14 protein-coding genes and 1 pseudogene are annotated in these 16,907 nt (G+C 31.1%); all 15 read left to right on the forward strand.

All coding sequences use genetic code 11. The annotated features are described in order from the left end of the window. Positions 1-9: 9 nt before the first annotated feature. The 15 genes and pseudogenes from CSPA_RS06010 (at position 10) to CSPA_RS06080 (ending at position 16,884) form a co-directional block, all read left to right on the forward strand. Positions 10-1,302 carry a hypothetical protein gene (locus CSPA_RS06010; RefSeq protein ID WP_015391324.1) on the forward strand — a complete coding sequence of 431 codons (1,293 nt, stop codon included), beginning with the start codon at positions 10-12 and terminating at the stop codon, positions 1,300-1,302. A gap of 114 nt (positions 1,303-1,416) precedes the next feature. After that, complete coding sequence (locus CSPA_RS06015; protein WP_015391325.1) at positions 1,417-2,331, forward strand: cell wall-binding repeat-containing protein; 915 nt, start codon at positions 1,417-1,419, stop codon at positions 2,329-2,331. Positions 2,332-2,908: 577 nt separating this feature from the next. Then, positions 2,909-4,324, forward strand: coding sequence for a group II intron reverse transcriptase/maturase (gene ltrA, locus CSPA_RS06020; RefSeq protein WP_015391326.1), 1,416 nt, complete (start codon positions 2,909-2,911; stop codon positions 4,322-4,324). Positions 4,325-4,543: 219 nt separating this feature from the next. After that, positions 4,544-4,822, forward strand: a pseudogene (locus tag CSPA_RS06025) (AAA family ATPase); the annotation flags it as partial. Between the two features lie 77 nt (positions 4,823-4,899). After that, a complete protein-coding gene (gene rfbC / locus CSPA_RS06030; protein ID WP_015391328.1) occupies positions 4,900-5,490 on the forward strand; it encodes a dTDP-4-dehydrorhamnose 3,5-epimerase in 591 nt (196 codons plus the stop codon). Positions 5,491-5,496: 6 nt separating this feature from the next. Then, on the forward strand, positions 5,497-6,408 hold the full coding sequence (gene rfbD, locus CSPA_RS06035; protein ID WP_015391329.1) for a dTDP-4-dehydrorhamnose reductase: 912 nt from the start codon (positions 5,497-5,499) through the stop codon (positions 6,406-6,408). Then, positions 6,405-7,454 carry a dTDP-glucose 4,6-dehydratase gene (rfbB, locus tag CSPA_RS06040; RefSeq protein ID WP_015391330.1) on the forward strand — a complete coding sequence of 350 codons (1,050 nt, stop codon included), beginning with the start codon at positions 6,405-6,407 and terminating at the stop codon, positions 7,452-7,454. Before rfbD ends, rfbB begins: the two co-directional genes overlap by 4 nt. Positions 7,455-7,704: 250 nt before the next feature. Next, positions 7,705-8,199 (forward strand): VanZ family protein, encoded by a 495-nt coding sequence (locus CSPA_RS06045; protein ID WP_015391331.1) that lies wholly within the window; start codon positions 7,705-7,707, stop codon positions 8,197-8,199. A gap of 99 nt (positions 8,200-8,298) precedes the next feature. Then, a complete protein-coding gene (locus tag CSPA_RS06050) occupies positions 8,299-9,546 on the forward strand; it encodes a replication-associated recombination protein A (RefSeq protein ID WP_015391332.1) in 1,248 nt (415 codons plus the stop codon). Between the two features lie 78 nt (positions 9,547-9,624). Continuing rightward, a complete protein-coding gene (locus tag CSPA_RS06055; RefSeq protein WP_015391333.1) occupies positions 9,625-10,077 on the forward strand; it encodes an RrF2 family transcriptional regulator in 453 nt (150 codons plus the stop codon). A gap of 2 nt (positions 10,078-10,079) precedes the next feature. Continuing rightward, positions 10,080-11,261 carry a cysteine desulfurase NifS gene (nifS, locus tag CSPA_RS06060; RefSeq protein ID WP_015391334.1) on the forward strand — a complete coding sequence of 394 codons (1,182 nt, stop codon included), beginning with the start codon at positions 10,080-10,082 and terminating at the stop codon, positions 11,259-11,261. Position 11,262: 1 nt separating this feature from the next. Further along, a complete protein-coding gene (gene nifU / locus CSPA_RS06065) occupies positions 11,263-11,700 on the forward strand; it encodes a Fe-S cluster assembly scaffold protein NifU (RefSeq protein ID WP_015391335.1) in 438 nt (145 codons plus the stop codon). 10 nt (positions 11,701-11,710) lie between these two features. Next, positions 11,711-12,787 carry a tRNA 2-thiouridine(34) synthase MnmA gene (mnmA, locus tag CSPA_RS06070; protein WP_015391336.1) on the forward strand — a complete coding sequence of 359 codons (1,077 nt, stop codon included), beginning with the start codon at positions 11,711-11,713 and terminating at the stop codon, positions 12,785-12,787. Positions 12,788-13,555: 768 nt separating this feature from the next. Further along, positions 13,556-15,463, forward strand: coding sequence for an acyl-CoA dehydrogenase family protein (locus CSPA_RS29050; protein ID WP_015391337.1), 1,908 nt, complete (start codon positions 13,556-13,558; stop codon positions 15,461-15,463). Positions 15,464-15,684: 221 nt separating this feature from the next. After that, on the forward strand, positions 15,685-16,884 hold the full coding sequence (locus CSPA_RS06080) for an FprA family A-type flavoprotein (protein WP_015391338.1): 1,200 nt from the start codon (positions 15,685-15,687) through the stop codon (positions 16,882-16,884). Positions 16,885-16,907 lie beyond the last annotated feature (23 nt).

Raw genomic sequence — 16,907 nt, forward strand, 5'->3', positions numbered from 1 at the left:
TATATTAGCATGAATAAAACAAAAAAGAGCATCAGTCTTATTATTGAAATATTATTAATGTTTAGTATAATACTTGCAGTATTATCTATGTTTGTTAAAGTGATTGTTTTAAATGAAAATACTTATACAGATATACTTAATAAAAATAATACTTATGAGCAAGTTAAAGAATCAATATATAATAAAATAGATGCATTATTAAGTGCTAAAAATATTAATTATGACATTAAGGAATCAATAATAACAGAAGAAGATGTAAAAAAAGAAGCTGACAATGTGATTTCTGGCTTTATTCAATATCTAAAAACTGGAGAGAATAATATTAAGCCTATAGATGTAGAGATATATAAGCAAAGAGTTAAAGATATTATAGGTAATATTATAAAACCAACTAAAAATGATTTATCTTTTAACAGCAACGTACAAACTGAAAATACAGTATGTATGGTTAATGAACTGGAATTTAATAATATGATGGTTTCTAAAGAAAAATCAAAAGTCGGACAATCCTATTTTGAAGTACAAAAGCTAGATACCAGAAGTGAAGCAGAAGCTAAAGTAAGAGCAATATTAAAGCAAAAAGGACTAACGGAAGAACAAGCAATTCAAAAAGCAATCAAAAAGGGAATAACAGAAGAACAAGCTTTGAAGATATTGGCTGATTATGGTATAACAATTGATGATGAATCAGACTCAGAAGGAAATCAATCTACATCAGAACAGCCTAATAATAGTAATGACTCACTTATGCAAGGTATTGATAAAAACACTACTGTAAATTCTGATAAAGAAGTATCATCAAATAGTCAAAGAGAAAATACTATAAACCAGACACCAGCTGACAAAAGTACTAAAAATAAGTTAGATGGAGTATTAAATAAATTGCTAGATGAGGCAGGAAGTAGTATTGAAAAAATAAACTTAGATAAAATATTGGAATCTAATAAACTTCAAAAATTAGCCAAAATAACATCAATTATTTATAAAATGTTTTGGATGTTTATGATGTTGCCGATTATCCTTATGGCAATATTAATAAAGATAAATAGCAAAGATTTAAATTCTAGCTTAAAATACATACGAAATGCATTTTTATTAGCAGGATTAATTTTATTTGCAATATTCTTTGGTGCTTATGTTTTTAAAGTCTATGAGAAATTTAATATTAATATAGTTTATTTGAAAGATATAATTTCTTATACAATAAAGCATTTTTTAATAGTTTTATCAACATGTGGAGTTATAACATTTGTTGTAGGATTATTTCTTCTTATACCTACAATTAAAAAAACAAGTAAGTGAAATTAGAGAAAAATACGAAACATTACTTGTTTATAAATTAATTTCAAGAGATTAAGAGCGTATAAATAACATAATGATCTAAATGGGAAGAGTATTAAGGAGGGGAATATAATAATGAAAAATTTTAAATTAAAAAAGTTAGTTGCAGTTGCACTTGTAGCTATGACAATAGCAACTGTTGCTCCAGTTGGAGCATCAGCAGCATGGAAACAAGATTCTAATGGTTGGTGGAATACAGAAGGAAATTCATATTCTAAAGGTTGGAGAGCTATAAATGGTACTTGGTATTATTTTGGTTCAGATGGATACATGAAAACAGGTTGGATAAATGATGGCTGTAAATGGTACTTTACAGAAACATCAGGAGCAATGAAAACTGGTGTAGTGGAAGTTGATGGGAAAGCATATTATCTTGCACCAAGTGGAGAAATGCAAACTGGGGATGTAACACTTAATGAAGTGACTTATACTTTTGCAGCAAGTGGAGAGGCTATAGGAGATAAAATACCAACTCAAACTATAACATCTACATCTACTAAAACTGTAGTAACACCAAGTAAAACAACAGAAACTACTGAAAATTCATCAAGTAATAGCGATAAATCATCAAGTAATAGCAATAAATCATCAAATAGTGATTCTGATTCAGTAGAAAAAGATGTAAAACTTTCTCAAACAGTTATAGATGCTCGATATAAGTCAGATACAAAAATTACTATGTCTGTAGCACAAAATGCTGATGGGACAACAACTATAAAACCTACACTTAGATTTACACCAGGAACATATACTGAATCAATAACTACGCATAAAAAAACATATTCAGTTAACAAAGATTTATATGTTACGTTTAATGGAAAAGATGCATATATATCAGGAAATTATATAGATGGATATAAAATTGATGCAGGTGTTACAGGAGAAGTAGAAATAACTGCAAGTATTTCTATATATGATAGTACTAATGGTAAATTATATTATGTAACTGCAGCACCAGAAACAGTTACAATTCCTGCTAATTACGTTTAAGGTAACACCCTATAAATAAACTGCGAAAATTAGATAGAAATAAATAAGTATTAAATTTTTAATTTACTATATTAAAAATTTGTAGAATAGTACTATAATTAGATATATTATTTAAGCAAAGCAGTAAGAATATTTTAGATTCTTACTGCTTTTTATTGTGTGCCCAGCATGGGTACGTACTAATCGGTGAAAGTCCGTAATGGGGGCTGATAGTGCCAACCATTAGCCTAAGACAAGGGTGTCCATCGTGAGATGGAATCTGAAGGAAGTCGGCGGCAAAGCCTTGGTCTGAGGTACACGAATTACATTTGAGGCTCAAAGCTACGGGTAAACTTGCAAAACAAAGTAAAGCCCTATAACTATCCGAAGTAGCTTGAGTAAATGTAGCAGATGGATGAGGTGAAAGTGCGTGTTCTTACCTGGGGAGATCTGATAGATACGTACCATAAGAATTAAATTTCTAGGTCACAACCTATATAGTGATATGTAGCTGAACTATCAGAAGTCAGCAGAAGTCATAGTAACTCCGCTAATCGCGATAGCGGATGAAGGACTGAACGTTAGGAGGTTTACAACTTTGGATAAATCAAAGAAATTGCAAAGAAAGCAGAAAACTCAATATAGAGACCAATTGATGGAAGTAGAAGTGGAACTTCAAGGTAAATCAAAGGTGCCGAGTAATTCTAGGGTTTTACCAAATAGAGAAAGCGTAAACGATGGAGCATTTGATACTAGTAGATTACTTGAAGAAGTTCTAGAAAGAAATAATATGCTTTTAGCACTTAAAAGAGTAATTAGCAATAAAGGTAGTCATGGTGTTGATGGAATGAAGACCGATGAACTTCGTGAGCATATCAAGAAACACTGGGAAACAATTAAAGTTAAACTACTAGAAAGTAAATATAATCCGTCACCTGTAAGGAGAAAAGAAATATCTAAACCAGATGGTGGAGTTAGACTTTTGGGAATACCAACTGTACAAGATAGATTAATTCAACAAGCAATTGCTCAAGTATTATCTAAAATATATGAACCTCTATTCTCCGAAAATAGTTTCGGTTTCCGACCTCATAGAGGAGCAAAGGACGCTATAACGAAATCAAAACAGTATATAACTCAAGGAAATAGATGGGTTATAGATATGGATTTAGAGAAATTCTTTGATAAAGTTAATCATGATATTCTCATGAACAAACTTGAAAAGAAGATACAAGACAAAAGGTTATTATCTCTAATAAGAAAATATCTTAAAAGCGGAATTCTCATAAATGGGGTCTCGGTAGCAAGTGAAGAAGGGACACCACAAGGTGGTCCGTTAAGTCCGCTATTAGCTAATATAATGTTAGATGAATTGGATAAAGAACTTGAAAGACGAGGTCACAAATTTTGTAGATATGCAGATGATAATAACATATATGTTAAAAGCAAAAGAGCAGGGTTTAGAGTAATGAAATCTATAACCAATATAATTGAAAATAATTTGAAACTTAAAGTAAACAAGGATAAAAGTGCAGTAGACTTTGTATCAAAACGAAAGTTTTTAGGATTTTCGTTTTACTTCTCGAAAAGCGGAGCAGAAATAAGAATCCATGAGAAATCTATAAAGAAATTCAAGGAAAAGGTCAAATTCTATACTAACAGAAATAAAGGAATTAGTATGGAATACAGGCTACACAAATTAAATCAAATCACAAAAGGATGGATTAATTACTATGGAATTGCTAACGCACGCGGAAAGCTAATTGAACTAGATAAATGGATTAGAAGAAGACTAAGAGCTTGCATATGGAAACAATGGAAGAAGATCAGCACTAAACAAAGAAATCTGGCTAAATTAGGAATCGATAAATACAAAGCGTGGGAATATGCAAATACAAGAAAAGGCTATTGGAGAATATCCAAAAGCCCAATTTTGAGCAAGTCTTTAAACAATAAATACCTAGAATCTCTAGGATTTATTAGTCTAACACAAACATATCAAATGAGACATTAAATTCTGATGAACCGCCGTATACCGAACGGTACGTACGGTGGTGTGAGAGGTCGGAAAACAAAATAATTGTTTTCCTCCTACTCGATTATTATATCTGCTATAATATTATTTGGTATAAAATTAAGTTTTAAGATTCATACTATTTTCTATAAATTATAGTATAGAGTTTATATTATAAAGTAAAATAATATGTAATAGCATTAAGTAAGAGGTGAAAAAATGAGCCCATTGGCAGATTTAATGAGACCTAGTGATTTAAAAGATTTTGTAGGACAACAACATATATTAAGTCAAGGGAAGCCATTATATAATTTGATTGAGAGTAATAATATATGTAATTGTATATTTTATGGGCCTCCTGGAACTGGTGAAACAACTTTAGCTAACATAATGGCTAATTATGTAGATAAGAAATTCTACAAATTAAATGCGACGACAGCATCCGTGGAAGATATTCAAGAAATTACGGATAATATTAATAATTTACTAAATTATAATTAAGAATAGAAATTTGGAAATAATATAATTGATTTTGAATATATATTTATAGATATAAATATATACGGGGTGTAGAAATGGGGAATTTCAAATTTATAAAGTCTGAAATAGATGGTGCTTATATAGTAGAGTCTAAAGTTTTTGGAGATGAAAGAGGCTATTTTATGGAAGTCTATAATGAGGAAGCTTTTAAAGAGGCTGGACTTAATATGACCTTTGTCCAAGATAATGAATCAAAATCAAGTAAGGGTGTACTTCGTGGACTTCATTTTCAAAGGAAGCATAGTCAGGGAAAGCTTGTTAGAGTGACTAAAGGTGAAGTTTTTGATGTAGCTGTTGATTTGAGAATTGGTTCTGAAACTTATGGTAAATGGGAAGCAGTTATTTTAAGTGATGAAAATAAAAAACAATTTTATATTCCCAAAGGTTTTGCACATGGCTTTCTGGTATTATCAGAAGAGGCTGTATTTAACTATAAATGCACAGATTTTTATGCTGCTGAATATGACAGTGGGGTTATGTGGAATGATCCAGATATAGATATTAAATGGCCTTTAGATAGAATACAGAATATGATTTTATCTGAAAAGGACAAAAAGCATCCAAGCTTAAAAGAATTGGATTTGAGCAGATATTCAGATTATTATATTTGTCCAAAAGAGGTGTGATTACAGATGAAAATACTAATTACAGGTGCAAAAGGGCAGCTTGGTAATGAACTTCAAGATATAATAAATAGTGGAAAAGCCGAAATTGGTCAAGTTTCAGAGTTAATTATAAAATCAGAAGTTATTCCATTAGATATAGATGAATTGGATATAACTAATTTGGAAATGGTTAAAGCTAAATTAAATAAATTAAAACCAGATGTAATAATTAATTGTGCAGCGGCTACTAATGTTGATGGTTGTGAAAATAATCAAGATTTTGCATTTAAGGTTAATTCAATTGGCCCAAGAAATTTAGCTATAGTATCTGAAAAAATAGGTGCTAAATTAGTTCAGGTATCAACTGATTATGTATTTAGCGGAGTTGGAAACAAGCCATTAACTGAATATGATTTAACAACTCCATATAGTGTTTATGGAAAAACTAAGCTACTCGGAGAAAATTATGTAAGAGAGTTTTCTTCAAAATATTTTATAGTTAGAACTGCATGGTTGTATGGACATATAGGCAATAATTTTGTTTATACTATGAGAAGATTAGCTAAAGAAAAGGATATGATAACTGTTGTAAATGACCAGAAAGGAAATCCGACGTATGCCAATGATTTAGCTTATCATATATTAAAACTTTTACAGACAGAAGAATATGGAATATATCATTGTACTGGTAAAGGTGAGTGCACCTGGTATGACTTTGCGAAAATGATAATTGAATTGTCAGGAGAAAATTGTAAAGTTACAGCATGTACATCAGAAGAATATAAAACTTTAGCAAAGAGGCCTAAATATTCATCACTTGATAATGTGATGCTTAGATATACTGTTGGTGATGAAATGAGAGATTGGAAGGATGCAATAAAATCTTTTATTAATAAGATAGATAGCAATTATAATTATCGGGATGGAGTAAGAGAATGAAGATATATTTAGTTACAGGTGGAGCAGGATTTATAGGTTCGAATTTCATTTTATATATGTTAACAAAATATAAAGATATTAAAATAATAAATTTAGATAAGTTAACTTATGCAGGAAACTTAGAGAATCTTAAATCTATTGAAAATGATAAGAGATATACATTTGTTCAAGGAGATATTTGTGATAAAGATTTAGTTTCAAGTCTTTTTAAAATTAATAATATAAATTATGTTGTTCATTTTGCAGCAGAATCTCATGTTGACAGAAGTATAAAAGAGCCGGAAATATTTGCTAAAACAAATGTATTAGGAACTGTAAATATGCTCAATTGTGCAAAAACTGCTTGGGGAAGTGAAGAGGGATTTATTGATGGAGTGAAATTTCTTCATGTATCAACAGATGAAGTTTATGGTTCTTTAGGAGATGAAGGCTTTTTTGTGGAAACAACACCAATAGATCCTCATAGTCCATATTCATCAAGCAAAGCAAGTTCAGACTTAATGGTTAAATCTTATTATGATACTTATAAAATGCCAGTTAATATAACAAGATGTTCAAATAACTATGGACCATTTCAATTTCCGGAGAAGTTAATACCATTATTAATCAATAACTGTTTGCAGCATAAAGATCTTCCTGTATATGGAGATGGATTAAATATAAGAGATTGGTTGTTTGTAGAAGACCATGCAAAAGCGATTGATATGGTTATTAATGGAGGTAGACTTGGAGAAGTCTATAATGTTGGAGGCCATAATGAAAGGATAAATATACAAATAGTAAAGACAGTAATTGAATATATAAATAAAAATGTAGATAAAAATGTTACTGAAAGTTTAATAAAATATATTGAAGATAGAAAAGGTCATGATAGAAGATATGGAATAGCTCCCGATAAGATAAAGACAGAACTTGGCTGGTATCCAGAAACTAGTTTTGAAGTTGGGATTAAGAAGACTATTAAGTGGTATTTAGATAATTCAAAATGGATGAAAAATGTAACTTCTGGAGAATATCAAAAGTATTATGATAAGATGTACAACTAATTTGTGGGGGGCTATAGATTGGTTCGTATTAAGTTAAAAATTTATAGATATATAATCTAAGAGGTTCAAAGAGAAAAGTAGTTATTTAAAAATTGTAGTGAAAAATTCTAAGTATGAGTATTGCACCGAATTAGATTTGGTGCAATTTTTATATAATAATTATGTGAAAAGGTCTTTGTTTTAGTTCTAATTATCATGTGATGTAGTATAATTTGAAGTAATAGTTTCAAGAGGGAAAGAGGAATCAATATTGAGAAAAATAATTATTTTGTTATGTTTGTTTTGGATGGGATTTATATTCTACATGTCAAGCAATAATGGACAAATATCTCATGAACAAAGTACTAAGGTAGTTAATATAATTGAAGATTCTAAATCAAAATTAGAAAATAAATCAAATAATCAGGCTAAAGCTGAAAAGGAAAATTTAGCTTTTTTAGATAAACTTATTAGAAAGAATGCACATGGGTTCCTATACATGGTATTGGCAATATTAGTAAGTGCTTCATTTTTTTCTTATAAAAAATTAGGAAGAGATGCAATAGTGTATATACTTTTTATATGCCAATTTTATGCTATTACTGATGAATTTCACCAAGCTTTTGTTCCAGGAAGAACTTCTTTAGTAAGTGATGTTTTAGTTGATTTTATAGGGAGTTTAGTAGGCTTAATAATTTTTTATTTGATTTATTATAAAATATATAAAGCTAAGATTAGATCTAGATTAAGCACGAAGAAATTATAGTTTTCTACTGCTTTTTTATTTTTCTAAATCTGTTATAATAATAGTTAGCAAATCAAGAAGGTATGATTAGATATTATTAAAGACAAAGAGGTGCAAGCAATGCGACCACTAGCAGATTTGATGCGCCCAAATAAATTGGAAGATTTTGCGGGACAAAAGCATATTTTAAGTGAAGGGAAGCCGTTATATAATTTGATTGAGAGTAAGAATATATGTAATTGTATATTTTATGGGCCTCCTGGAACTGGTAAAACAACTTTAGCTAACATAATGGCTAATTATGTAGATAAGAAATTCTACAAATTAAATGCAACGACAGCATCTGTGAAAGATATTCAAGAAATTACGGATAATATTAATAATTTACTAAATTATAATGGAGTAGTTCTATACATAGATGAACTTCAGCATTTTAATAAAAAACAACAGCAGGCATTATTAGAATTTATTGAAGATGGAAGAATAACGCTGATTGCAAGTACTACTGAAAATCCTTATTTCGTTATACACAAAGCTATAATAAGCAGATGTAATATATTCTCATTTAAGCCATTAAATACTTCTGATATTATTATTGGACTTGAAAATTCTATTAAAAAGTTAACTTCAGAAGGAATAAAAATAGAATATTCTAATGAAGCTCTTACATATATTGCTGAGATATCTCAAGGTGATTATAGAAAAGCATATAATATTTTAGAAATTGCTATAAATTCGCAGGTAAAGAACGTTAGAGTGATTTCAAGTGAATATATAGAGAGCCTAGGACAGTCCAATATGAGGGCCGATTCTAGTGGGGATGAGTTTTATAACTTGTTAAGTGCCCTTCAAAAAAGTATTAGGGGAAGTGATGCTGATGCATCGATTCATTATTTAGCACGACTTATCAAAAGTGGTAATTTAACTTCAATTATAAGAAGGATTTCTGTTATTGCAGCTGAAGATATAGGCCTTGCTTTTCCAACAGCACTGTCTGTTGTCAATTCGGGAATAGAACTAGCTTTAAAGGTAGGATTGCCAGAAGCAAGAATAATACTTTCTGAAATAGTAATTTATTTAGCAACATTACCTAAATCAAATAGTGCAATTTTAGCTATAGATGCAGCTATGAATGATTTGGAAAATATCAATTTTGGAGATGTTCCTATGCATTTAAAAGATGCACATTATATGGGAGCCGCTAATCTTGGAGTAGGTGGATATAAATATCCACATAATTATAATGATCATTATGTAAAACAAGAATATTTGCCAAAAGAATTAGAAGGAAGAATATATTATAATGGGCAAAATAATAAATACGAAGAAAGCATAAAAAATTATTGGGAAAAAATTAAAAATCAATAATTATCGTTTGACAAAAGCCGAGTAATTTGGTAAGATATAAGCGAAATTAATATATTTTATATATAAAGAGGTGAAAGAATGAAACTTTCAACTAAAGGAAGATACGGGGTTAGAGCCATGGTAGAGTTAGCGGCTAATTATGGTGGAGCACCGGTTTCAATAAAGACTATATCAAAAAAGGAAAATCTTTCTGAATATTATTTAGAACAATTATTTAGCCCGCTTAGACGTGCTAATGTTATAAGAAGTATAAGAGGTGCACAAGGTGGATACGTTTTATGCAAACCTCCTAGGGAAATAACTGTTGGAGATATAATGACTATTTTGGAAGGTCCTGTTGAAATAGCGGATTGTATTGACGGAGTTGAATGCGATAGTTCAGATTGCTGTGCTACAAAAGCAGTATGGGAAAAAATAAAAAATAGTATAGATAGTGTTATGAATTCAATAACATTACAAGATATACTTGATGATCACGAAGCTCTTCAAAAGAAAAATAGTGGCATTAAGATTGCAGATAGGAGTGAATAATAATGAAAAATGTATATATGGACTATTCAGCTACGACTTATGTTAAACCAGAAGTTTTAGAAGAAATGCTTCCTTATTTTACACAAAAGTTTGGAAATCCATCTTCATTTTATGGGATATCAAGAGAAACTAAAAAAGCTATAGATAAAGCAAGAGAACAAATAGCAAAAGCGTTAAATTGTTTACCAGAAGAAGTGTATTTTACTGGTGGTGGATCTGAAGCAGATAACTGGGCGATAAAAGGAATTGCTTCAGCCCATAGAAATAAAGGAAATCACATTATTACAACTAAAATAGAGCATCATGCAGTTCTTCATACTTGTGAATACTTAGAGAAGAACGGTTTTGAAGTTACATATTTAGATGTTGATGAAGAAGGTTTTGTTAGATTAGAAGATTTAAAAAATGCTATAACTGATAAAACAATTTTAGTCAGCATTATGTTTGCGAATAATGAAATTGGAACAATTGAGCCAATAAAGGAAATCGGAGAAATCTGTAGGGAAAAGAAAATTTTCTTCCATACTGATGCAGTTCAAGCTATTGGGAATGTACCTGTAGATGTTAAAGAAATGAACATTGATATGTTGTCACTAGCAGGTCATAAGCTTTATGGACCAAAAGGAATTGGAGTTTTATATATCAAAAAGGGAATTAAGATTGATAACTTAATTCATGGTGGAGCTCAAGAAAGAAATAGAAGAGCAGGAACAGAAAATATCGCATCTATTGTAGGTCTTGGTAAGGCAGTTGAACTTGCAACTGTAAATTTAGAAGAGCATATGAGTAAGTTAACAGCTCTTAGAGATAAGCTTATAAATGGACTTTTAGAAATTCCTTATACAAAATTAAATGGACCAAGAGGAGATAAGAGATTACCTGGAAATGCAAATGTATGTTTTAGATTTATTGAAGGTGAATCAATTCTTTTATCACTAGATTTTAAAGGTGTTTGTGCATCAAGTGGTAGTGCTTGTACATCAGGATCCTTAGATCCATCGCATGTATTACTTGCAATTGGACTTCCACATGAAATTGCTCATGGATCATTAAGACTTTCCATGGGTGAAGGATCAACTGAAGAGGATGTAGATTATGTTCTTGAAGTTGTACCACCAATTATTGAAAGATTAAGAAATATGTCACCATTATGGGATGACTTTTTAAAGAAGGGAGAAAAATAATATGATATATAGTGAAAAAGTAATGGAACATTTCCAAAACCCAAGAAACGTTGGAGAAATAGAAAATGCAAATGGTGTAGGTGAAGTAGGAAACGCTAAGTGTGGAGATATAATGAAGATTTATTTAAAAGTTGAAGATAACATTATAAAAGATGTTAAATTTAAGACTTTTGGATGTGGATCAGCTATTGCATCATCATCAATGGCAACTGAATTAATTAAAGGAAAGACTTTAGATGAAGCTTGGGAATTAACAAATAAGGCTGTTGCAGAAGCATTAGATGGCCTTCCACCAGTAAAAATGCATTGTTCTGTACTTGCAGAAGAAGCAATCCACAAAGCTATAAATGATTATAGAGCAAACAATGGATTAGAAGTTATACCAATGGAAGAACATAGCGATGAAGATTTACATGCGGCTGTTCATGGCGAAGAGTAATAGGTGATTTATGAAGAAAAAAGTTTTAGTAGGTATGAGTGGTGGTGTAGATAGTTCTGTTGCTGCATATTTATTAAAACAGCAGGGATATGAAGTCATTGGTGCTACAATGCAAATTTGGCAAGAAGACAATGAATTTCAAGAAAGAGAAGGGGGCTGTTGCTCCCTTTCTGCTGTTGATGATGCAAGAAGAGTATGTGACAAACTAGATATACCATTTTATGTTTTAAATTTTAGAGATTATTTTAAAGAAAAAGTTATAGATAATTTTGTACAGGAATATATTGATGGAAGAACTCCAAATCCTTGTATTGAATGTAATAAGCATCTAAAGTTCGATGAACTTTTAAGAAGAGCAAAGGGGATAGGTGCAGATTATGTGGCTACAGGTCATTATGCAAAAATTGAAAAGCGTGATGATAGATATCTATTGATAAGATCAGATGATGATAGAAAAGATCAAACTTATGCATTATATAATTTCACTCAAGAGCAATTAGAACATACATTGATGCCTTGTGGAGAATATGAAAAGACAAAAATAAGAGAAATAGCAAAAGAAATTGGTCTTGCTGTTCATAACAAAAAAGATAGTGAGGAAATTTGTTTTATTCCAGATAATAATCATGGAAGATATATCTTAGAAGCAAAGCCAGACAGAGTTAAGCCGGGTAATTTTGTTGATAAGGAAGGCAATGTTATTGGTAAACATAAAGGAATTGTATATTATACCATAGGGCAAAGAAAAGGGCTTGGACTTTCTTTAGGAAGGCCAGTTTTTGTAACTGGTATAAATGCAAAAACAAACGAAGTTATACTTGGATCAGAAGATGATATATTCAAAACTGATTTGATTGCAACTGCTGTTAATTTCATTCCTTTTGATAAACTTGAAAAAGAAATAGAAGTTACAGCAAAGGTTAGGTATTCAGCTAAACCTGCAGAGGCGCTTTTAACTCCAATGGGAAATGGAAGAATAAAAGTTTCGTTTAAAGAAAAGCAAAGGGCAATAACTAAAGGGCAGTCAGTCGTATTTTATGATAATGAAATAGTAGTTGGCGGTGGAATAATTCAAGAAGTGTTATAAAAATGATAGCTAAGAGTTTTGTAGACTCTTAGCTATCATTTTTTATGGAATAAAAAATATAATTAAGTTTAAATTAAATTGTATATCTTATTTTAAAAAATTCTGAAAGAAAGGTGAGTGTACAAATTTTATATTTAGCTACACTGACTTTCTCCTATGGAACTTTTATATTTGGAAAGATATCCAAAGCGAGAATTAGACTTATTCAACAATTATCGAAATCAGATACATTTATCTTCCACAGGACTAGTGAAATTTTCGCTGGAAGGTTCTAAATGGTGGCTTGTCGTCATTTCAGCGTGCTCCAGATGTAAAATCTGGACAAGCTGAAATGAAACAAGCCCCCATTAACAACCATCATCAGCTCAATTTCACATGCCTGCTTCCAGAAAAATGTGTCTAATTTCTAGTGTAGTGTTATGATTATTATTTCTCGATGATGCATACATATTCCGGTTATAAGTTTGATTATTAATTTGGATATCTACACATATAAAAGTTATACTTTTAACTTTTGTAATTAATTAATAATTGGAACATATATATTTAAATAGGAGGCAAATCAATGAATATTAAAGAAAATAAGAGAAAAAATGATTACACGTTAAAAATATGATGGAATATGAACGTATTAAAATAATTATGAACTAAAAAAGAGAAGATGTAAGTTGAAAAGTATACCAATAAAGTATAGAATAAAATTATACGGTTCAGGTATACATTTAAGGGATTCATTTGAAAATAAAGAATATATTAGGAGGCGCGATTATGTTTTTTAAGACTACAGAGCAACATGAAAATTTAAGAGCAAGAATTAGAGAATTTGCTGAAGAGGAAGTTAAACCTATTGCATTTATGTTAGATCAGGAAAATAAATTCCCTTCTGAAGCTGTTGAAAAGTTAGCCCAAATGGGAATGATGGGAATTCCTTATTCAAAAGAATATGGAGGAGCAGGCTTAGATGTAATAAGTTATGCAATTGCTGTTGAAGAATTATCAAGAGTTGATGGTGGTACAGGTGTAATACTTTCTGCTCATACATCCTTAGGAACATATCCAATTGCAGCTTTTGGAAGTAAAGAACAAAAGCAAAAATACTTAGTGCCATTAGCAAAAGGAGAAAAACTTGGTGCCTTTGGACTTACTGAAGAAAATGCTGGAAGTGATGCAGGTGGTACAGAAACTACTGCTGTCTTAGATGGAGATCATTATATTTTAAATGGAGAAAAGATATTCATTACTAATGGTGGTGAAGCAGATATTTATATTGTTTTTGCAGTAACTACACCTGATATTGGAACTCGTGGAATAAGTGCTTTTATAGTTGAAAAAGGATGGGAAGGCTTTAGTTTTGGCAAACATTACGATAAGATGGGAATTCGTTCTTCAGTAACAGCAGAGCTCATATTTAATGAGGTGAAAGTTCCTAAAGAAAACTTGTTAGGAAAAGAAGGAGACGGTTTTAAGATTGCAATGTCTACATTAGATGGTGGACGTATTGGTATTGCAGCTCAAGCTCTTGGAATAGCTCAAGGTGCTTATGAAAATGCACTTGAATATTCAAAAGAAAGAATTCAATTTGGTAAACCAATTTGTCAAAATCAAATTATAGCTTTTAAACTAGCAGATATGGCAACAAAACTTAGAGCAGCTAGAATGCTGATTTATAGTGCAGCAGAACTTAAGGAAAACCATGAACACTATAGCATGGAAGCTGCTATGGCTAAGCAATATGCATCAGATGTTTGCCTTGAAATTGTAAATGATGCTCTTCAAATATTTGGAGGAAGTGGATATCTTAAAGGTATGGAAGTTGAACGTGCTTATAGAGATGCCAAGATTTGTACAATATATGAAGGAACAAATGAAATTCAACGTGTTGTTATTGCAGCAAGTATTATAGGTAAGATGCCAAAGAATGAACAGGTAGTAAAAGGAGCTCAAAGAGGTCCTATCACAGGTTATCGTAAGAAAGTTATCTTTAAAGATGGAAGTGCTGATGAAAAGGTTAGTTCGCTTGTGGAAGCTTTAAAGAAAGAAGGCTACGACTTTACTGTAGCAATTCCTATGAATACTTCAATTAGTAAGGCTGATAGAGTGGTAAGTGCTGGACAAGGTATTGGTGAAAAGGCAAATATGAGTCTTATAGAAGATTTAGCAGCTGCAGTTGGGGGAACTGTTGGATGTTCTCGTCCAGTAGCTGAAACCCTTAAATATCTTCCAATAGATAGGTATGTAGGTATGTCAGGACAAAAGTTTAATGGAAATCTTTATATTGCCTGTGGTATTTCAGGAGCAGGTCAGCATTTAAAAGGCATAAAAGACGCTACTACAATCGTAGCTGTAAATATTAACCCTAATGCTAAAATATTTAAAAACGCGGATTATGGAATAGTAGGAGATGTAAATGAAATATTACCACTACTTACTGCTGCTTTAGATAATGGGGAACCAAAGAAGGAAGCACCACCAATGAAGAAGATGAAAAGAGCTATCCCAAAGAAAGTTACTCCGACATGGAAACATTATGTATGTAATGGTTGCGGTTATGAATATGATCCAGGTTTAGGAGATGCTGAAGGAGAAATTGCTCCAGGAACTTTATTTGAAAATATACCTGAAGAATGGACTTGCCCTGCATGTGGTGAAGAAAAGAGTATGTTTATAGAAATTTAGTTTTTGTATTATTTGTTAATTATTAATTAGATAATTCTTTAGATATAAAAATAAATATTGATAAATCATAGTTAGTAGGTATGTCTTGATTTGGAAAGTCATGGAATAAGAATGAAGTTTCTCCATAGAGCTTTCGTAATTAACTTATAATTTATAATTGCAAAATATATATGATAAAGTGTAAAAATAAAATGTTTTGATAGTAAAGGAGGATTTATTACATGTATTGTGTTAGAAATATAACTGAAGATTTATATTGGATTGGTGGTAATGATCGACGATTAGCTCTTTTTGAAAATGTCCATCCTATTCCAAGAGGGGTTTCATATAATTCATACTTACTTTTAGATGAAAAGACTGTGCTATTTGATACAGTAGATTGGTCAATTTGTCGTCAATTCCTTGAAAATATAAAGGGTGTTTTGGGAGAAAGAAAATTAGATTATATGGTTATAAATCATATGGAACCTGATCATGCAGCATGTATTGAAGAAATTGTTCTTAGATATCCAAAGGTTAAGATTGTATGTACAGAAAAAGCACTTTTATTCATGCATCAATTTGGATTTGATATTGGAGATAATGTAATACAAGTAAAAGAAGGAGATACAATGTCTTTTGGAAAGCATAATGTTGCTTTTGTGGCTGCGCCAATGGTTCATTGGCCAGAAGCTATGGTGACATATGATGCAACAAATGGAGTGTTATTTTCAGCTGATGCCTTTGGTTCCTTTGGTGCATTAGATGGAAAACTCTTCAATGATGAAGTTGATTTTGATCGTGACTGGCTTGATGATGCAAGAAGATACTATACAAATATAGTAGGAAAGTATGGTCCTCATGTTCAAGCCTTATTAAAGAAGGCAGCAGGTTTAGAAATTAAGTATATATGCCCTTTACATGGTCCAGTATGGCGTAATGATTTTGGTTATTTATTAGATAAATATGATAAGTGGAGCCGTTATGAGCCAGAAGAGAAAGGCGTGTTAATAGTTTATGCATCTATGTATGGAAATACCGAAGCAGCAGCAAATGATTTAGCAACAAGATTGGTAAAAAAAGGAGTTACCAAGGTATCCATGTATGATGTGTCAAGTACTCATGTTTCGTATTTGATTTCTGAAGCTTTTAAGTATAGTCATGTTGTACTGGTTTCAGTAACTTACAATTTAAAGATATATCCGCCAATGCATAATTTCATAATGGATATGAAAGCATTAAATCTTCAAAAACGTACTTTTGCACTTGTAGAGAATGGTTCGTGGGCTCCTCAATCAGCAAAATTGATGGGGGAACTCATAGAAGAAATGAAGGATATGACAATCTTAGAGAGTGAGATGACAATAACCTCAGCTATGGCAGAAAAAGATGAAGATTCAATGGAAGCTGTTACAGACAGCATTGTTGATTCAATGAAATAGGAATAATAAGCGTTTAAATATAA

Source organism: Clostridium saccharoperbutylacetonicum N1-4(HMT) (assembly GCF_000340885.1).
Lineage (GTDB): Bacteria > Bacillota > Clostridia > Clostridiales > Clostridiaceae > Clostridium > Clostridium saccharoperbutylacetonicum.